General features: G+C 64.6%; 19 protein-coding genes. 9 read left to right on the plus strand and 10 right to left on the minus strand.

Annotated elements, in window-relative coordinates; genetic code table 11:
- The first annotated feature begins 181 nt into the window (after positions 1 to 181).
- From ACQ4WS_RS24905 to ACQ4WS_RS24920, 4 genes are all read left to right on the plus strand, one after another.
- The gene (locus ACQ4WS_RS24905) at positions 182 to 457 is read left to right on the plus strand and encodes a metal/formaldehyde-sensitive transcriptional repressor (RefSeq protein WP_436479642.1); all 276 of its coding nucleotides are present in this window, start codon (positions 182 to 184) and stop codon (positions 455 to 457) included.
- A 10-nt stretch (positions 458 to 467) separates the two neighbouring features.
- The gene (dmeF, locus tag ACQ4WS_RS24910) at positions 468 to 1,427 is read left to right on the plus strand and encodes a CDF family Co(II)/Ni(II) efflux transporter DmeF (RefSeq protein WP_436479643.1); all 960 of its coding nucleotides are present in this window, start codon (positions 468 to 470) and stop codon (positions 1,425 to 1,427) included.
- Positions 1,428 to 1,518: 91 nt separating this feature from the next.
- Positions 1,519 to 1,860, plus strand: a complete 342-nt coding sequence (locus ACQ4WS_RS24915; RefSeq protein ID WP_096234803.1) for a zinc ribbon domain-containing protein YjdM — start codon at positions 1,519 to 1,521, stop codon at positions 1,858 to 1,860.
- A 64-nt stretch (positions 1,861 to 1,924) separates the two neighbouring features.
- The gene (locus ACQ4WS_RS24920) at positions 1,925 to 2,953 is read left to right on the plus strand and encodes an RNA methyltransferase (RefSeq protein ID WP_436479644.1); all 1,029 of its coding nucleotides are present in this window, start codon (positions 1,925 to 1,927) and stop codon (positions 2,951 to 2,953) included.
- A 113-nt stretch (positions 2,954 to 3,066) separates the two neighbouring features.
- Here ACQ4WS_RS24920 and ACQ4WS_RS24925 read toward each other — a convergent pair whose 3' ends face one another.
- Both ACQ4WS_RS24925 and ACQ4WS_RS24930 read right to left on the minus strand, forming a co-directional pair.
- Entirely contained in the window at positions 3,067 to 3,471 is a 405-nt protein-coding gene (locus ACQ4WS_RS24925) for a hypothetical protein (RefSeq protein ID WP_436479645.1), read from the minus strand.
- A gap of 73 nt (positions 3,472 to 3,544) precedes the next feature.
- Positions 3,545 to 3,772: a hypothetical protein gene (locus tag ACQ4WS_RS24930; protein WP_077402374.1), complete on the minus strand. Its 228-nt coding sequence runs from the start codon at positions 3,770 to 3,772 to the stop codon at positions 3,545 to 3,547.
- A 125-nt stretch (positions 3,773 to 3,897) separates the two neighbouring features.
- Between ACQ4WS_RS24930 and ACQ4WS_RS24935 the strand changes: the two genes are divergently transcribed.
- Positions 3,898 to 4,575 carry a phosphoribosylanthranilate isomerase gene (locus ACQ4WS_RS24935; protein ID WP_436479646.1) on the plus strand — a complete coding sequence of 226 codons (678 nt, stop codon included), beginning with the start codon at positions 3,898 to 3,900 and terminating at the stop codon, positions 4,573 to 4,575.
- Here ACQ4WS_RS24935 and ACQ4WS_RS24940 read toward each other — a convergent pair.
- The 7 genes from ACQ4WS_RS24940 to ACQ4WS_RS24970 all read right to left on the minus strand — a co-directional run bounded on the left by ACQ4WS_RS24940 (position 4,572) and on the right by ACQ4WS_RS24970 (position 13,659).
- Positions 4,572 to 5,480, minus strand: a complete 909-nt coding sequence (locus ACQ4WS_RS24940) for a LysR family transcriptional regulator (RefSeq protein WP_436479647.1) — start codon at positions 5,478 to 5,480, stop codon at positions 4,572 to 4,574. The genes ACQ4WS_RS24935 and ACQ4WS_RS24940 overlap by 4 nt on opposite strands.
- A 243-nt stretch (positions 5,481 to 5,723) precedes the next feature.
- Positions 5,724 to 6,266, minus strand: a complete 543-nt coding sequence (locus ACQ4WS_RS24945; protein ID WP_436479648.1) for a 4'-phosphopantetheinyl transferase family protein — start codon at positions 6,264 to 6,266, stop codon at positions 5,724 to 5,726.
- Positions 6,267 to 6,277: 11 nt separating this feature from the next.
- Positions 6,278 to 10,333, minus strand: coding sequence for a Pls/PosA family non-ribosomal peptide synthetase (locus ACQ4WS_RS24950; RefSeq protein WP_436479649.1), 4,056 nt, complete (start codon positions 10,331 to 10,333; stop codon positions 6,278 to 6,280).
- A gap of 148 nt (positions 10,334 to 10,481) precedes the next feature.
- Positions 10,482 to 11,189: an anaerobic ribonucleoside-triphosphate reductase activating protein gene (locus ACQ4WS_RS24955; protein ID WP_436479650.1), complete on the minus strand. Its 708-nt coding sequence runs from the start codon at positions 11,187 to 11,189 to the stop codon at positions 10,482 to 10,484.
- A complete protein-coding gene (nrdD, locus tag ACQ4WS_RS24960) occupies positions 11,179 to 11,379 on the minus strand; it encodes an anaerobic ribonucleoside-triphosphate reductase (protein WP_436479651.1) in 201 nt (66 codons plus the stop codon). The genes ACQ4WS_RS24955 and nrdD overlap by 11 nt, the downstream gene beginning before the upstream one ends.
- Positions 11,376 to 13,124 carry a ribonucleoside triphosphate reductase gene (locus ACQ4WS_RS24965; RefSeq protein WP_436479652.1) on the minus strand — a complete coding sequence of 583 codons (1,749 nt, stop codon included), beginning with the start codon at positions 13,122 to 13,124 and terminating at the stop codon, positions 11,376 to 11,378. The genes nrdD and ACQ4WS_RS24965 overlap by 4 nt, the downstream gene beginning before the upstream one ends.
- A gap of 118 nt (positions 13,125 to 13,242) precedes the next feature.
- Complete coding sequence (locus ACQ4WS_RS24970; RefSeq protein ID WP_436479653.1) at positions 13,243 to 13,659, minus strand: hypothetical protein; 417 nt, start codon at positions 13,657 to 13,659, stop codon at positions 13,243 to 13,245.
- A gap of 161 nt (positions 13,660 to 13,820) precedes the next feature.
- Between ACQ4WS_RS24970 and ubiU the strand changes: the two genes are divergently transcribed.
- The 3 genes from ubiU to ubiT all read left to right on the plus strand — a co-directional run bounded on the left by ubiU (position 13,821) and on the right by ubiT (position 16,441).
- A complete protein-coding gene (gene ubiU, locus ACQ4WS_RS24975) occupies positions 13,821 to 14,858 on the plus strand; it encodes a ubiquinone anaerobic biosynthesis protein UbiU (RefSeq protein ID WP_436479654.1) in 1,038 nt (345 codons plus the stop codon).
- Between the two features lie 126 nt (positions 14,859 to 14,984).
- Positions 14,985 to 15,881, plus strand: coding sequence for a ubiquinone anaerobic biosynthesis protein UbiV (gene ubiV, locus ACQ4WS_RS24980; protein ID WP_436479655.1), 897 nt, complete (start codon positions 14,985 to 14,987; stop codon positions 15,879 to 15,881).
- Between the two features lie 20 nt (positions 15,882 to 15,901).
- On the plus strand, positions 15,902 to 16,441 hold the full coding sequence (gene ubiT, locus ACQ4WS_RS24985) for a ubiquinone anaerobic biosynthesis accessory factor UbiT (protein WP_436479656.1): 540 nt from the start codon (positions 15,902 to 15,904) through the stop codon (positions 16,439 to 16,441).
- Positions 16,442 to 16,474: 33 nt separating this feature from the next.
- On the opposite strand, the gene ACQ4WS_RS24990 is transcribed toward ubiT, so the two are convergent.
- Positions 16,475 to 16,738, minus strand: coding sequence for a heavy-metal-associated domain-containing protein (locus ACQ4WS_RS24990; RefSeq protein WP_077402408.1), 264 nt, complete (start codon positions 16,736 to 16,738; stop codon positions 16,475 to 16,477).
- Positions 16,739 to 16,986: 248 nt separating this feature from the next.
- Here ACQ4WS_RS24990 and ACQ4WS_RS24995 point away from each other — a divergent pair, with 248 nt between their 5' ends.
- Complete coding sequence (locus ACQ4WS_RS24995; protein ID WP_436479657.1) at positions 16,987 to 17,859, plus strand: substrate-binding periplasmic protein; 873 nt, start codon at positions 16,987 to 16,989, stop codon at positions 17,857 to 17,859.
- The last annotated feature ends 376 nt before the right edge of the window (positions 17,860 to 18,235 follow it).

The following is an 18,235-nucleotide window of genomic DNA, read 5'->3' on the forward strand; positions in this document are numbered from 1 at the left end:
AGTTTCGCTGCTGGACACCCAGCAGCGCTTCCAGCTTGTGAAATGAACCGCCGTATGCGGAACCGCACGTACGGTGGTGTGAGAGGGCGGCTGAGGTAACTCAGCCCCCTACTCGATCCTGGCCGTAGTCGTAGCGGTTTCTGATAGTATACCCCCCTATAGTATTTATTCAGGTGGAATCATGGGACACACGGCGCACAACAAGACCAAGCTGCTCAATCGCGTGAAGCGCATCCGCGGCCAGGTGGAGGGGCTGGAGCGGGGCCTGGAAGAGGGGCGCGACTGCGGCGAAGTGCTGCAGCTGATCGCCGCCGTGCGCGGCGCCGTGAATGGCCTGATGGCCGAAGTGATCGAAGAGCACTTGCGCGAGCACGTGGCCCGTCCCGACCTTGCCAGCGACGAGCGTACCAGGGGCGCCGACGACATCGCCGCCATCCTGCGCACCTACCTCAAATAAGGAGAACGTCATGCAAACGCAATCCCTCAGCGAAGACCTCTCCGCCTGGCAGCACGAACACGTCTTCGGCGGCGCCAGCGACAAGGCGGAACGCCGCGCGCGCATCGTCATGTGGATCACCCTGTCCACCATGGTGCTGGAGATCGTCGCCGGCTGGTGGTACAACTCCATGGCCCTGCTGGCCGATGGCTGGCATATGAGTTCGCACGCGCTGGCCATCGGCCTGGCCGCGTTTGCGTATGCGGCAGCGCGCCGCTATGCGCGCGACCCCCGTTTTGCCTTCGGCACGTGGAAGATCGAAGTGCTGGCCGGCTACACCAGCGCCATCCTGCTGCTGGGCGTAGCCGTGCTGATGGTGGCCGCTTCCGTCGAACGCCTGTTCTCGCCGCAGCCCATCGACTATCCGCAGGCGATGGCGGTGGCGGCCTTCGGCCTGCTGGTCAACCTCGTGTGCGCGCTGATCCTCGGCGGGCACCACGACCACGAGCATCACCATGGGCATGACCATCATGACCATCACGGCCACCAGCATGGCGAAGACCTGAACATGAAAGCGGCCTACATCCACGTGCTGGCCGATGCCGCCACATCCGTGCTGGCCATCATCGCGCTGGCCGGCGCGTGGGCTTATGGCTGGAGCTGGCTCGATCCCGTGATGGGCATCGCGGGCGCCGTGCTGGTGGCGCTGTGGGCGAAAAAGCTGATGCAGGAGACGGGCAAGGTCTTGCTGGACCGCGAAATGGACCATCCGGTGGTGGACGAAATCCGCGAGGCCGTGGAAGTGGAACGCGCCGGCGACACGCCGCGCATCGTCGACCTGCACGTGTGGAGAGTCGGCAAGCAGCTGTATTCGTGCGCCTTGTCCGTCGTCAGCCGCGATCCTTCGCTGACAGGCGCCGAGCTGCGCGCGCGCATCGGCATCCACGAGGAAATTGTCCACAGCACCATCGAGATTATTCGCCGGTCTTGATAATGATGGCGAAAAAAGCGCGCTGATGCTGGGCGTAGGCAGTATACTATCGGCTTTTACAGCACGCGCTGTTCACCAGACAGAGAAAAAAATGAGCACATTACCACCATGCCCGCAATGCAAATCCGAATTCACGTATGAAGACGGCAGCCAGTTGATCTGCCCTGAATGCGCGCATGAATGGTCGGCCACGGCTGGCGAAGCAGCGGAAGAGGGCGCCAAGGTATACCGCGACTCGGCCGGCAATATCCTGCAGGACGGCGACACGGTCAGTGTCATCAAGGACTTGAAATTGAAGGGCGGCGGCGGTGTCGTCAAGATGGGCACCAAGGTCAAGAACATCCGCCTGGTCGATAGCGACCATGATATCGACTGCAAGATCGACGGCTTCGGTTCCATGAGCCTGAAGACGGAGTTCGTCAAGAAGGTGTAACGCTTTTACCCGTAACACGGCGCGCTGGCTTCATTCCTGCGCGCCGTTTTTTTATTCAGAATCCATGCAAATCGATCATCTCCGCCAGCGCCTGCGCGCCCTGGGCGCCAAACCCCTGCACGAACAGCGCGTGCTGCGCGACTGGATACAGGGGCAGCCGCACGACCAGGGCCGGCGCCGCGCCGAAGACTTTTTGCCGCTACCCGTGCGCGAGGCCCTGCCTGCGCTCGACCTCGAATTGCAGGGCATGCTGAAACTGCTCAGCACCCATCCGGGCGCCGACGGCTCCGCGCGCCTGCTGGTGGGACTGCACGATGGCCAGACGGTGGAAAGCGTGCTGCTGCCGCGCGACGGCTTGTGCGTATCGAGCCAGGTGGGTTGCGCCGTCGGCTGCCAGTTCTGCATGACGGGCCGCGACGGCTTGATCCGGCAAGTCACCAGCGGCGAGATCGTCGCCCAGGTGGTGCTGGCGCGCACCTTGCGCCCCGTGAAAAAAGTCGTCTTCATGGGCATGGGCGAACCGGCGCATAACCTGAACAATGTGATGGAAGCGATCGAGCTGCTGGGCACCGAGGGTAATATCGGCCACAAGAACCTCGTGTTTTCCACCGTGGGCGATCCGCGCGCCTTCGAGCGCCTGCCGCAGGGAAGGGTCAAGCCGGCGCTGGCACTGTCCCTGCACACCACCAAGCCGGCGCTGCGCGAACAGCTGCTGCCGCGCGCGCCCAAGCTGTCGCCGCGCGAGCTGGTGGAGTTCGGCGAGTCATATGCGCGCCTGACCGGCTACCCGGTACAGTATCAATGGACCCTGATGGAAGGCATCAACGATGGCGAGGATGAGATGGACGGCATCGTGGAACTCCTGAAGGGCAAGTACGCGGTGCTCAACATGATCCCGTATAACACCATAGACGACTTGCCGTTCAAGCGCCCCAGCTGGGAAAAGGCGCGCGCCATTGCCGCCGCCCTGCACGCGCGCGGTGTGCTGACCAAATTGCGCGATTCGGCCGGGCAGGACGTGGAGGGCGGCTGCGGGCAGTTGCGGGCGCGCGAAGCAAAGGGCAGGAAAGTGATCGAGATACACGCAGCGTAGAGCCGGGGTCAGCGGCGTAGCGGCGTAGGTCGGATTAGCGGGAACCGCGTAATCCGACATTGCGCGGCCAACAATGGTGTCGGATTACGCTCCGCTAATCCGACCTACTCGCCTCACACCCCACCCAGCAAATCGTTGTCATTCAAGATCGCAAACGCGATTTCGGGATGCGCGGCCAGGCAGCGGCGCACGGCGGCCGGAATGGCGGCCCGCGTCTTGCGGCACAGGCCGGGCCGCTCTTGCAGGCGTATCTGGAAGCCGCGCACGGTGCGCACTTCGCCGCCGCCCGGCGCGATCTGCAATTCCACGCCCAGGTTGTTCTTCAGCAGTAGTTGCAGCTTTTGTAACTGCGCATAGGTGGCGATGCCTTCGATGTGGGCCAGCAGGCGCTTTTCTTCCGTCAGGTTCAGGCGCAGGATGGACAGATCCGCCTGCGCATCGTCGAGCAGGCGCTCGCGTTCGCAGTCGCACAGCTGCGGCGGACATTCCTTGCGGACTTCAAAGTCGACGATGCGCATGCTGGTGTTCCAGTGACGTTCCAATGGCGATGCCGGATAAATCAAGTATCGTCCGCCACCTGGCGCATGTCAATCAGCGCGGGCTGACGATCAGGCGCCAGCGTATCGGCCCCTGCTCGCTGCTGTGCTGGTGGTGGTTTTGCGGCGGCATGACGTGGCCTTCCGTCGATACGATCTCGTGCGCGCAGCCATCGCAGCGGTAGATGCCCGAATACGGCACGGCTTCGCCGGGCGAGGTCAGTTCATCGAAACGCGGGTGCATGGAGCGGGCCACGTAGCTGGGGTTTTTGTAGTCGGCCATGGATTCCTCGGTATGTGGGCAGGCCCCATTCTGGCACACAATCGTGCGCGGGCTTGACCGCGTGTCTTGGCGCGCGTGCTGCCCTGTGTTGTAATGTTGACCATCCCTATTGAGCACGCAAGGCCATGAGAACACGCATCAAGATCTGCTGCATCGCTTCCATCGACGAAGCGCAACTGGCCATTGCCGCCGGCGCCGACGCGCTGGGCCTGGTGGCCGCCATGCCGTCCGGACCCGGTCCGATTCCCGACGCGCGCATCGCGCAGATCGCCGCCTGGACGCCGCCGCCCGTGGCCACGTTCCTGCTGACGTCCGAGACGACGGCGCAGCGCATCGCCGAACACGTGCGCGCCACGCAGCCGTCCACCGTGCAGATCGTCGGCCAACTCGACCCCGGCGAAGTGGCGCAGCTGGCACGCTTGCTGCCGCAGGTGCGGCGCGTGCAGGTGATCCACGTGGAAGGGCCCGAGGCTTTGGCGCTGATTCCCGCCTATGCGCCCCATGTGCATGCCTTTTTGCTCGATTCGGGCCGCCCTGGCGCGCTGGTCCCGGAACTGGGCGGCACGGGCCGCACGCACGACTGGTCCGTCAGTGCGCGCTTCGTGCGCGCCAGCCCCCGTCCCGTCTTCCTGGCCGGTGGGCTGGACGACACCAACGTGGCCGATGCGCTGCGCCAGGTGCGCCCCTACGGCATCGACCTGTGCTCGCGCGTGCGCACCGATGGCAAGCTCGATGTCATGAAGCTGGCCCTGCTGATGGCGGCCGTGCGCGACGTGGATGCCGCGCTGTATGCGGAAGGTTAAGCGGCCGTTGCCAACGCGTTCATCTCGCGCACGAACGCTTCCGTAAACGCGGCCACCATGCCGCTGGCCGCGCGTGGCGAGATCAGGCCCACGATGGAATGCGATTCCTCGTCCGGCAGCGCGATAAAATGCACGCCGGGCGGCGCCACCAGGCGCATGCTGTCCGGGACGATGGCGATGCCCATGTTGGCCTCGATCAGGTTCAGTTGCGAGGTCTTGCGCGACAGGGCGCGCGCCGCCTTCGGAAAGAAGCCCTGCGCCAGGCACAGGCCCGCCACCAGGTAGCTCAAGCCTCCCCGGTCCTTGTGCGGAATCGAGACGAAGGCCTCGTCGCGCAAGGCGGCGATCGTCGTGCGCTCCAGCGCGGCCAGCGGCGAGGCCGCCGACACGGCCACCACCAGCTTTTCCCCGTAAAGCTCGCGCACGACGATATTGGCATGCTTGCGCAGGGTGGGCAGGCGCACGAGGCCCAGGTCGGCGCGGCCTTCCTCGATGTCGGCTGCCTGGTTTTCCGACGATCCCTTTGATATATCCAGCGAAACGCCGGGAAACTGCGCCAGCAGCCGGTTCAGCACGGCGCCGATGGCGGGCGTGAGGGTGACGGAGCTCGAATGCAGCAGGCGGATGATGCCTTGCGCCCCTTGTCCCACGTGGCGGGTCTGGCGCACGGTTTCCTCGATGTCTTCGAGGATGCGCCTGGCCCGTTCATAAAAGACCTGTCCCGCAGGCGTCAGTTCGATATGGCGCGCGTCGCGCGTCAGCAGCAGGGCCTGTACTTCGGTTTCCAGTTCCTTGATTTGCCGGCTCAGGGCCGACTGCGCGATGTACAGCTTTTCCGCCGCGCGCGAATAGCTGCCTGCATCGACGACTTCGACAAAATAGCGGAACTGTCTGATGGAAATCAATCGTATGCCTTTTCGAGATCGGTGACTGCCTGATTTGATATTAGCCTGGCCCCGGTGTTCGCGTTACAGTGGCCTGGTCTGCTGTCACTGCAAAGGAAAGACCATGCTGGAATTGATCGGGGTGCTGGGATTGCTTGTCAGTATTATCGTAAAACTGATTTTCGTCCAGATCGGTGGCGCTGATGATGGTAAGGAGGATTGAGAGGGAATCAACCCAACAGCAAAAAGGCCGGGGTCGGACCCTCAGGGTCCGTCCCCAGTCTCCGTCTTTGGGGTTGCCAGCATCGCGACAAATCCGTCCTGCAAGGCGATCTGCTGTACATTGCAATTTAGTGACATTTCATTCCACTCCATCAATTGTAAACCCGCGCACTTGAGCGCCGCCTCGCGCGCCGTCCACGCCTGCGCCAGGGCCAATGGGCGCTGCGCGGCGGGGCGGGCCGCCAGTTCGTCGGCTGCCTGCGGCCCCAGATAGTCGCGCGCCAGATTCGCCCAGTCGGGAATGTCCTGCACCCGCATCACGTCGATGCCGACAGGGCCATGCAGATGGACGGCGGCCAGCGACAATCCCTCGTCATGGCTGAACGACAGGCCCGCCGCGCGTCCTGCCAGCAGCAAACGGGGAGGGGCGCCTGGCGTCGACTCCACCGAAATCGCCTCGATGTCCAGTTGCAGCCACTGCGCGGCTGCCTCGCGCACGGCGGCGCGGATACGCAACCGGGCCTCGGCGCGCGGCAGCACGGCGGCGATGCCGATCACCAGCACGCCGTCTCTTGATAAGAGCACGTTACCATCCATCAGCTGCGCAGCGGTGCCGCCGGGCAACCGGCCCAGTTGCTGCCGGCGGGGATGTGTTCGCCCTTCATCACCAGGGTCAAGGGCCCCAGGCGCGCATTGTCACCCACCTTGGCGCTGTACAGCACGGAGCTGCGCGGGCCCATGTAGACGCGCTGGCCGATGTCCACGTGGTCGATCTTCATCACGCGGTCTTCGAATAGATGCGTCTGCGGGCAGGTGAGGGCGTTCAATTCGCTGTAATCGCCGATGTGCACGCAGTCGAATTCCGTGATGTCGGTGGTGTCCATATAGACGCCGCGGCCGATCTTGCAGCCGAACAGGCGGAAGGCCAGCGGCAGCCATGGCGTGCCGCGCAGGTAGCGCATGAAGTTGGGCACGGCGATGCCTTCATACAGGTTGGTCACGCCTTCCGAAATCCACACGAACGGCGTCCACATGGGCGCCGCATGCTTGCGGTAGCGTCCCAGCAGCAGCCACTTGAACAGCACGACGACGAGGAAATTGCCGATGCCGTAGGCCAGGCCGGCGATAGCCAGGTCGCCCACCACTTCGCCCCAGCGTCCGGCGCCCGCGATCGGCATCACGTCCAGCACCAGGGTATAGCCGACGGCGATCACCACCGCGTGCGGCGCGACGATGCGGAAGGCTTCGATCAGGCTGCGGCCCAGGCGGCGCAGCAAGGATGGCTTGAAGGTCAGGTGGTCGGCAAAGCCGCTGACCTGCTCGCGCGCGGGCAGGTGCATGGGCGGAGAACCCAGCCAGGTGTCGCCGCTGTGCATCTGTTCATTGCGCGGCGCATGCGTGTGCACGCCGATCAGCACGTGCTCGGGCAGGGTGGTGCCGTCCGGGATATAGCTGCCGTTGCCGACAAAGCTGCGGTGCGAGATGACGGTGGGGCGCATGGTCATCCAGCCGCCGTCGATCTGCTCGTCGCCCAGCATGACGGCGTCGGCGATGAAGGTGTCGTCGCCCAGGGTCAGCATGTCGGGCACCACGCCCAGCGCCGTGGAAATCTCGGCGCCCTTGCCCACCTTGGCGCCCAGCAGGCGGTACCAGTACGGTGCGTACACGGTGGCGTAAATGCCGTGCAGGACGTTCAGGCTCGATTCCTGGATATGACTGACCAGCCACTTGGCGCAATAGATATTGCTGTGCACGGGCGAGCTGCCCGGCTTCAAGCGGGGCAGCGCGCCCCAGCGGATGGCGGCCGACAGCAGGGCGGTCAGCACGATCAGCACGGCGCTGGCGGGGAAGGCCAGCAGGAAGTAGCGGGCCAGCTGGGTCGTCACGTCGCGGCCCTGCAGCCACGGCATCATTTCGCGCTCGTCGAACCAGTCGATCAGCACGAAGCTGGGAAAGACGGGCATGAAGAACAGCACGGCGATCAAGACCATGCCGAAGCAAAAGAACAGGGTTTCGCCCGTCAGGCGCAGGCGCGAGACGGCAGGGCGCGGCGGCTGGCTGGCCGGGTCATACGCTTTGACATCGCGCGCGGGCGAGCCCGTCCAGACCCTGCCGGCCGGCACCGAGGCGCCATCGGCCAGCGCGGACTGTCCCTCCAGGTGGCCGAAGGCGCCTACGCTGGTATTGCCTTCCAGGATAGCGTAAGAGCTGATGCAAGCATCGTCGCCGATGCTGATCTGGCCCAGCAGCAGACGGCCCCGTTCGACCCTGGCGTTTTCAAAGTTGACGGCGTTGCCCACGCTGACGTTGTCGCCGATGGACAGCAGGTCGGGTGCGCGCAGGGTCATCGAGCCGATGACCACTTCCTTGCCCACTTTCGCGCCCAGCGCACGCAACCACCAGCTATTCAGCGACGAGCCGCTGAGCAGGTAGGCGGGCGCCGATTCGACCAGGCGGTCGGCCAGCCACCAGCGGTAATAGGTCACGCCCCACAGCGGATAGCTGCCCGGTTTCAAACGCCCGGCGATCAGCCACTTGCCGCCGATGGCGATGGCAAATTCGGCCAGGGTCGCCAGCAGGAACACGCCGATCGAGGCGGCGATGGCGCGCGGCACGGTATCTCCCGTGTCGCCCGTGAAGAAGTGGTAGGTGAAGAAGGGCGCCATCCATTGCGCCATGCGCAGGGTGACGAGGCCCGGCACGGCCGCCGCCTGCGCCGCGCCGCAGATCCAGCGCTTCATGGTCGACGGCGGCGTCCATTCCGCTTCCGGCGTGGCCAGCGCAGGCGCCTCGCTCAGGACGGCGGCGATCTTGCCGATCTGCCGGTTCTGGTAAATGTCGCGCACCGTCATGTGGGCGTAGGCCGGATCGGCGCGCAGGCTTGATGCCAGGCGCGCGGCCAGGAAGGAGTGGCCACCGAGGTCGCTGAAGAAATCGAGCTGGCGCAGAATCGCCTGGCCGGGGAACAGCTTGGCCAGGGCCGCGAACAGGGCCACTTCGGCCGGCGTTTCCGGCACGTCCGATTCACCCGCCTCGCCCGCCGGTGGCGCGGACAGCGGCATCGCCTTCAGAGCCTTCCTGTCGATTTTTCCCGAGGTCAGGCGCGGCATCATTGACAGCAGCTCGAAGCGGCCAGGCACCATATACGGCGGCAAGTGCAGGTTCAGGGCGGCGCGCAGGGTTTTCGCCGCCAGGGCATCGTCGGGCGCCTCGTCGCTGCCGACAATATACGCCACCAGCTGGTCGATACCATCATCCTTGCGCAGCAACACGGCCACCGTGCCCACGCCTGCCTGCTGCGCCAGCACGGCTTCGATCTCGCCCAGCTCCACGCGGAAGCCGCGAATTTTCACCTGGTCGTCGGCGCGGCCCAGGCACTGCACCTGGCCGTCGGCATCGATGCGCGCCAGGTCGCCCGTGCGGTACAGGCGCGCGTCATCCTCGCTTGTCGCCCACGGATTGGGCAGGAATTTTTCCAGCGTCAGGTCGGGCCGGCCCAGGTAGCCCTCGGCCAGGCCGGGGCCGATGATGCACAGCTCACCCGTTTCGCCGCGGGGCAGCAGGGTCAATGGACGGTTTTCTCCCGCCTCGCTCACCTGCAGCACCAGCAAGCCATAGTTGGGCAGCGGCGTGCCGATGGTGACGGGCTCGCCGGGCCGCAGGCGCGCCAGGCTGCACGAGACGGTCGCCTCCGTGGGGCCATAGGTGTTGAACATGGCGCGGCCCGGGCGCGACCAGCGCTCGACCAGGGACTCGGGGCACATCTCGCCGCCCAGGTTGATCAGGCGCAGGCTCGGTATTTCCTCGGCGAACAGGGCCAGCAAGGTCGGCACTGCGTGCAGTACGGTGACGTGATTGGCTGCCAGCGCGCGCGGCAAGGCTTCCGGGTCGCCCGAGATATCCTTCGGTCCCAGCCACAGCGTGGCGCCCACCAGATAGGCGATCCAGATTTCCTCGAACGACATGTCGAAGGCGACGGAAAATCCCTGGTAGACGGTGTCGTCTTGCGTCACTTCCAGCACGGCGTTTTCGCTGCGCAGGAAGTGGCAGATGCTGCGCTGATTGATCAATATGCCCTTGGGTTTGCCCGTGGAGCCGGAGGTGTAGATGACATAGGCCGGGTGTTCGGGCAGCACGGTTGCGCGCGCGGGCAACACTTCGCCCGGCGCGGCGGGGGCCAGCAGGCTTTCCGCCGTCCACACGGGGCGCTGGATGCCCGCCGGCTCCAGGCGCGGCGCGAACTGTGCGCAGCTGACGACGCCAGCGCCATTGGCGTCATTGAGGCACACTTGCAGGCGCTCGACGGGCGTGTCTTCATCGACGGGCAGCCAGGCGGCGCCCGCCTTGGCGATGGCCGCCTGCATCAGCAGCAAATGCCTGCCGCGCGGCAGCCACAGGCCCACGATGTCGCCGGGCTTGACGCCGGCCGCCACCAGGCGCGACGCGGCCAGTCCCGCCTGCGCATCGAGTTCGGCATACGTGATGCGGCGCTCGCCATCGATCAGGGCGATCTGCTGCGGGCAGCGGCGGGCCGTCGCCTCCAGCAGGTCGGCCAGCACTTCCTCGCGCAGCAGATCCGGTCGCGGCGGGCCGTACAGGATGTCGGCGTGGGTGGAAGGGATGCCTGGGCTGACTGCGGTGAAATCGTTCATGGATGACGCTTATCTGTAATGCGGAGTGAGAAATCTGACGGGCTGCGCATGGCGCGCGGCACAGTTGATACCTTACAGCACGCCAGACATTTCAGCGTTGCAGAACGGGGAATTTTGTAGAGCTTTCGGCAATTATGTGGTGGCAGAATCAGCTGCCATGATTACGGAATGTAAATCGCGGAAACATGGCGCCGATTTGCGTCAACGTGTGCGCCGCCGGATAGTCGTGCAGGGGGCGGCCCGCCAGCGCCGCGTCCGCGCAGCCTTCAGCGCGGAACTGCTGCAACACGTAGTGATCGACGCCTTTGGCGGCCAGGCTGGTGGCCAGGGCCAGCAACTGCTCGTCCCGCAGCAGGTCCGGGTGAGTGGTGGTGCGGCACTCGTAGGCCACGCCGCTGGCGAGGATGGCGTCCAGGCAGGCGCGCGCCGGGTCGCCGCTGCCTGCCACGCGGGTCACATGACGATAGTCTGCAAACGGCGCCTTGATGTCGAAGCCGACCCAATCGACCAGGGGCAGCACTTCCCGCAGGCGCTGCGGATAGATGCAGGCCGTATGCAGGCCGATGCCAAAACCCAGCGCTTTGACGTCCTGCATGGCGCGCCCCAGCGCCGGGTCCATGCACGCTTCGCCGCCGCTGAAGACGACGGCGTCGACCAGGCCCACGCGGCGGCGCAGCCAGGTCAAGACGTCCTGCCAGGGCATGGCGCCTTCCGGCGTGCGTGCCTGCAGATGTGGATTGTGGCAATAGCCGCAACGCCAGGGGCAGCCCTGCACGAACACCACGGCCGCCAGTTTGCCCGGGTAGTCGGTGGCGGAAAAGGGCGTCAGACCGCCCACTTTCAAATCAGCCGCCATGGCAGGCGGGCTGGCCAAGCCGGGCGCTCGCTTGCGTAAAATACTGGCGCTCGTGGAATTCGCCCTGCTTGCCGATGTTGAACGAGGCGACGGGGCGGTGGTAGCCCATCACGCGGGTCCAGATTTCGCAGCGCTGGCGTTCGCTGTCGAGCAGGGTGATGGCGGGAGTGAAGTCGGGACGTGCGTTCATGGCGTTTCCTTGATTGGGTGAGCAAGATCGGACTGTTTGCGGGCGATCAGTTCCGCGTCGCAGGTGGGACAGAATTCATGTTTGCCGGCCAGGTAGCCGTGACGCGGGCAGATGGAAAACGTGGGAGTGACCGTGATGTAGGGTAGCGAGAAGCGGCTCAGGGCGCGTTTCACCAGCTCGCGGCAGGCGTTGGCGTCCGACAGTGCTTCCGTCATGTACAGGTGCAGCACCGTGCCACCCGTGTACTTGCGCTGTAGCGCGTCCTGCAGGGCCAAAGCCTCGAACGGGTCGTCCGTATGGCCGACGGGCAGCTGCGACGAGTTCGTGTAGTACGGGTTGTCGCTTGTACCGGCCTGCAGGATGGCGGGATAGCGCTTGCGGTCTTCGCGGGCGAAGCGGTAGGTGGTGCCCTCGGCCGGTGTCGCTTCCAGATTGTACATATTGCCTGTCTCTTCCTGGAATGCCACCATGCGGGCGCGCACGTGGTCGAGCAGGCGTATCGCCAGCGCATGGCCCTCGGCGGATGTGATGTCGTACGCGTCGCCGCTGAAATTGCGGATCATCTCGTTGATGCCGTTCACCCCCAGGGTCGAAAAGTGATTGCGCAGGGTGCCCAGGTAACGCTTCGTGTATGGGAACAAGCCTTGCTGCATCAGTTCCTCGATGGTGCGGCGCTTGATTTCCAGGCTGGTCTTGCCCAGTTCCAGCAGGCGGTCCAGGTCCGCCATCAAGGCTGGCTCGTCGCCGCGCCACAAGTGACCCAGGCGCGCGCAATTGATCGTCACCACGCCCAGGGAACCCGTCTGCTCGGCGGAACCGAACAGGCCATTGCCCCGTTTCAGCAGTTCGCGCAAGTCCAGTTGCAAGCGGCAGCACATGGAGCGGATCATGTTCGGCTTGAGTTCCGAATTGATGAAATTCTGGAAGTAGGGCAGGCCGTAGCGGGCCGTCATCTCGAACAGGCGTTCGGCATTGTCGCTATGCCAGTCGAAATCCTCGGTGATATTGTAAGTGGGGATGGGGAAGGTAAACACGCGTCCCTTGGCGTCGCCCGCCATCATGATCTCGATGTAGGCGCGGTTGATCATGTCCATCTCCGCTTGCAGCTCGCCATAGCTGAAGTCCATCTCCTGGCTGGCGATGACGGGAATCTGCTCGCGCAGGTCGTCCGGGCAGACCCAGTCGAAAGTGAGGTTGGTAAACGGCGTTTGCGTGCCCCAGCGCGATGGTACGTTGAGGTTGAAGATCAGCTCCTGCATGTACTGGCGCACGTCTTCGTAGCGCAGGCTGTCCTTGCGGATGTAGGGCGCCATGTAAGTGTCGAAGGAGCTGAACGCCTGCGCGCCGGCCCATTCGTTTTGCAGGGTGCCGAGGAAATTGACGATCTGGCCGATGGCGCTCGACATGTGTTTCGGCGGACCGGATTCGATCTTGCCCGGCACGCCATTCAAGCCTTCGTGCAGCAGGGTGCGCAGCGACCAGCCGGCGCAATAGCCGGCCAGCATGTCGAGGTCGTGGATGTGCAGCGCCGCTTCGCGGTGCGCCGCGCCCACTTCCGGCGGATACACCTGGTCCAGCCAGTAGTTGGCGATGACCTTGCCCGACACATTGAGTATCAGGCCGCCCAGCGAGTAACCCTGGTTGGCGTTGGCGTTGACACGCCAGTCGCGCCGCTCCAGGTATTCATTGATAGACGCGGCGACATCGACCTGGCCGCGTGTGGGGGATACTGCATTCGTCGTCATGAAACCTCCAGTAAACACAACATGCGGTGTTTTTATGAAGGTTATCCACTAAATGTAGTGCAGTCAAAGGTGGCGCGCAAGCGATTCGCGTATCCTTGATCCAGGTGAAAAAACTACCTCAGCCGGTTTTGTTCCAGCGCGTTTCGCGCAGGATCAGCCAGCTCGCGCAAAAGAACGCGGCGCCACAGGCGGCGATGCTGGCGACGGAGGCGGGCAGCACGTGCGCCCAGATTTCCAGCGGCGAGAAGGTGCTCCAGCTGGCGACGCGGATATCGAAGGTGGCGTAGTTCGCCAGCAGCCAGTAGACGGCCAGCAGGCCCGTGCAGATGGCGGCCTGACGCCGCAGCGGCAGTTGGCGGCGCGCGAACACGGCCAGCAGGAACAGCAGCAGCACGCCCGGATAGGCGCCCAGCACTTCCGGCGACAGCACGGAGATGGTCCCTGCGTCATAGCCATCGGCCGGACCGGCCCACTGCACTTGCAGCGCGGTGAGGAACAGGGTCAGGAGGAAAATCAGCAGCGGTTTGCGGGTCATGGTGGGCACTGAAACAGGAGGAAAGATGGGCATTTTACAGCCAGGTCAAGCAAGTTGAACGCGCGCCAGCCATGCATGCATTCCTTCACCTGCGTCAAGGACTGGGCAGTATGGGCGGGGCTATAGTCTGCACCCTGAGCCGATACAGGACTGTGAACATCATGATGCTTGAATCAACCACCGCCACCCGCGTGGCCGGACCGCTGGAACTGGTCTGTCCCGCCGGCAGCCTGCCTGCCTTGAAAGCGGCCGTCGACAATGGCGCCGACACCGTGTACCTGGGTTTTCGCGACGCCACCAATGCGCGCAATTTCGCCGGCCTCAATTTCGACGAGAAGGCCATCGCCGAGGGCGTGCGCTACGCCCATCAATATGGACGCAAGGTGCTGCTGGCGCTGAATACCTATCCGCAGCCGCACAACTGGGCCGTGTGGCGCAGCGCCATCGACCGCGCCGCGCAGGCCGGTATCGACGCCATGATCGTGGCCGATCCGGGCCTGATGGCCTACGCGGCCCAGCACCACCCGCAGCTGCGCCTGCACCTGTCCGTGCAGGGCTCGGCCACCAACTACGAAGCCATCAATTTCTACCACGAGCACTTCGGCATCGCCCGCGCCGTGCTGCCGCGCGTGCTGTCGATGGCGCAGGTGGAGCAACTGATCGCCAAGACGGAAGTCGAGATCGAGGTCTTCGGTTTCGGCAGCCTGTGCGTGATGGTCGAAGGGCGCTGCGCGCTGTCGTCGTATGCGACGGGCGAGGCGCCGAATACGCACGGCGTGTGCTCGCCCGCGAAAGCCGTGCGCTGGCTGGAAACGCCGAACGGCCTCGAATCGCGCCTGAACGGCGTGCTGATCGACCGCTATGCAGCGGGTGAAAACGCCAGCTATCCGACCCTGTGCAAGGGGCGTTTCGAAGTCAATGATGAAGAGTATTACGCCATCGAGGAACCGGCCAGCCTGAATACCCTGGCGCTGCTGCCGCAACTGATCGCCATGGGCGTGCGGGCCGTGAAAATCGAAGGACGCCAGCGCAGTCCCGCCTACGTGGCGCAGGTCACGCGCGTGTGGCGCGAAGCGATCGACGCCTGCCGCGAAGGCAATGCGCGCTATGCCGTCAAGCCGGGCTGGATGGCGGCCATGGACAAGCTGGCCGAGGGCCAGCAGCACACTTTAGGCGCCTACCATCGCTCCTGGAAATAGCAAAACCTACTGCGCGTCCCGGGGCGCGGCCTGCGATGCTCACTGTGCTCTAGCACAGCTGCGCTTCTCGGCCTCGCCGCGAGCCGCTCGCTACGGTTTTGTAACTTAAAAAATACTGGAAAAGGCATGCTGAAACTATCTTTGGGCCCTTTGCTGTACTACTGGCCGCGCGCCAGCGTTTTCGAGTTTTACCAGCAGATCGCCGGCACCGCCGTCGATATCGTGTATCTGGGCGAAACCGTGTGCTCGCGCCGGCATGAGGTGCGCCTGGCCGACTGGCTCGATATCGCCGACATGCTGGCCGCTGCCGGCAAGGAAGTGGTGCTGTCGACGCAGGCGCTGATCGAGGCGGGCGCCGAACTGGCGACCCTGCGCCGCATCACCGGCAATGGCCGCTACGGCGTCGAGGCCAACGACATGGGCGCCGTGCACTGCATGGAAAAGGGCGCGTCCTTCGTCGCTGGCCCCCATTTGAACCTGTTCAACGGCCCCAGCCTGCAACTGCTGGCGCGCCTGGGCGCGCGGCGCTGGGTGATGCCGCTGGAAATGGGGCAGACGGCGCTGGCCGAGATGCAGCGCCAGAAACCGGAAGGGCTGGAGACGGAAGTATTCGCCTACGGCCGCATGCCGCTGGCATTTTCCGCGCGCTGCTTCACGGCGCGCAACCGCAACCTGCCGAAGGATGATTGTGGCTACAGCTGCCTGGAAGAGCCGGACGGCCTGCTGCTGCGCACGCGCGACGAGGTGCCCTTCCTCGTACTGAATGGCACGCAGACGCAGTCGGCGCTGGTCTACAACCTGGTGCGCGAACTCGACGCCATGCGCGACATGGGCGTGGCGGTGGCGCGCATCAGCCCGCAGGCCATGCATACGCAACAAGTCATCGCCATCTTCGACCGCGCCCGCCGCGGCCAGGTCAGCGGCATCGGCGCCCAGGCCCAGCTGGCGGCCTGCCAGCCGGCCGGCGCTTGCGACGGCTACTGGCACGGCCAGCCCGGCATGGAACAGCACGCAGCCCATTGAAAGCATCGAAAGGAAACACCATGCAAGATCAACTGGAAAGATTGCCCATCCCGGCCCCGGTCCCGGCCAAGCCCGCGATGAGCAAGCCCGCCATGTCGTACCGGCTGCCGGAACCGCTGGCCGAATTGCTGTCCAAGCTGCCGCCGTATCCCGCCTCCTGGCTGTTCGTGCAAGGCTTGAACCGCTTGCTGGCGCCACAATTGCCCGACGATGTGCGGCGCAGCCTGGAAGGGCGCAGCCTGCGCCTGCGCTTGCTGGACGCGGGCATCGCCTTCGATTTCGAGTGGCAGGGCACGGTGTTCGTGGCCGAGCGCTATGTCGACGTGACGGACCTGTGCATCGCCGCCAGCGTGCATGATCTGATGCTGCTGGCGCGGCGCCAGGAAGATCCGGACACGCTGTTCTTCAGCCGTCGTTTGAGCCTGGAAGGCGACACGGAACTGGGCTTGCTGGTCAAGAACACGCTCGACGCCATCGAGTTGCCGCCGTTCGACCTGCAGGCGCTGGGGCCGCGCCGCGTGCTGGCGCATTTGCGCGACCGGGGCGCGCGGGAAGGCTGAGCGGCGCAGGGAGGGGAGGGCGACGGCAGGCGTTCAGTGGCGGCAGTGGCCGCAGGCGCCGCTGCACGATGCCAGCTGTTCTTCATCCGTCGCCTCGCCCATGAAGCCGGCGTCGTTGACGGCAGCCAGCAGGCGTTCCTGCGTGGCCAGACGTTCGTCGAATTGCACCGTGGCGCCGTGGCGCGCCAGCGAGACGCACACGGTGGCCACGCCGGTAACGGCTTCGAGCGCGCCCGTCAGCCTGTCGGCGCAGCCTTCGTGATCCATTCCGATAATATTCAAGCGTGCTGTCTGCATGGGTTCCTCTTGTTTTTCAGATAAAAAAACAGCGTAGGCGAGGGGCGCGCATGCCGTCCAGAGCAGCACGCAAGATTTATTTTCTATTTGCGGTTTTATTGATCTGGATTAATTCCGGCTCCCCCTGGTCAGTCAGAAACTGCTGTTGTTTTGTATACAGTTTCCCTATTCCAGTCGACAAGCGTGCTCTGCTGCGCGATACTGTCATTCTGATAAGAACGCTATGAAAGCGCTGGAAAGGAGGGGCCATGCAGCGCCGCCCCCTGCTCATGCTTGCCGGCCTGTGGCCGTTGGGCGCGGCCACAGGCGCGGTAGTGCCGCCGCCGTTGCCGCTCGTGTATCCGCGCCACCAGGCGCTTGATGATCCGCAGCACGGCTATGTGACGGCTTTGCTGCAACAGGCGCTGGCGCGTTCGGGCCAGGATTATGTCTTGCGCCGCTCCGCGCTGCGCATGGTGCAGACGCGCGCGATGCAGGAAATCGCCATGGCGTCGGGCAGCGTGGATGTCGTCTGGGCCATGACAAGCCGCGCGCGCGAAACGCAATTGCTGCCGGTGCGCATCCCCATCGACCGCGGTTTGATCGGCTGGCGCGTGGCCCTGATCCAGGCGCGCCAGTCGCAGCTGCTGCGCGATGTGCGCAGCGTTGCCGCCCTGGCGCGGCTGTCAGCCGGCCAGATGCGCGACTGGCCCGACTCTGCCATCCTGCAGGCGAACGGCTTGCGCCTCGATACCTCGAGTACCTACGAAGGCCTGTTCCAGCAACTGGCGGCAGGGCGCATCGACTACTTTCCCCGTTCTGTGATCGAGGTGCAAAGCGAGCTGGCCAGCCACGTGCAACTGCCGCTGGCGCTCGATGCCCACCTGGTGATACGCTACCCGGCGGCGCTGTACTTTTTTGTCGGCAGGCACCGGCCGGAACTGGCGCGCCACATTGAAACGGGACTGGAAACCATGCTTGCCGATGGCAGTTTCTCGCAGTTGTTCCAGCGCCATTTTGGCCGCCTTGCGGATGGCCTGAAGCTATCCCGGCGCCGCGTGCTGGAACTGGCCAATCCCGACTTGCCGGAGGCGACGCCGCTGGCGCGCAAGGCACTCTGGTATCGTTCAAATCATCACTAGTGACGCCCTTGCAGGCGCAGAGTATCCTGCTCTTTCTGTTCTCCCCGATGAATCAAGAGCAAAACTACAGGCAGTCGATGAAGCGCTGGCCGCGCAAATGCATGGCGTGGAGTTTTCGCAGGGGCGGCTGAAAAAGATCAAACCGAACGACGCGCTGTTCCGCCTGGCCTTGGAAACTGGCGTCAAGAAGGCGAAGCAGCAAGCCGGTAGCCGCTTACTTCAAGGCAAGCGGGCGCCCCGCAAGAGGCACCCGTTTTTGCGGTGCGCCCGGCAGGGCGCACTCACTGGGAGGTGCAAGTCCTCTACTCGCCCGACAAGGGGAAGAGTTAGCTGAACGGCAAGGGTGCCGCGGGCGACTGCGGATCTGGAGGAAGCC

Source organism: Janthinobacterium leeuwenhoeki (genome assembly GCF_051380795.1).
Classification (GTDB): Bacteria; Pseudomonadota; Gammaproteobacteria; order Burkholderiales; family Burkholderiaceae_D; genus Janthinobacterium.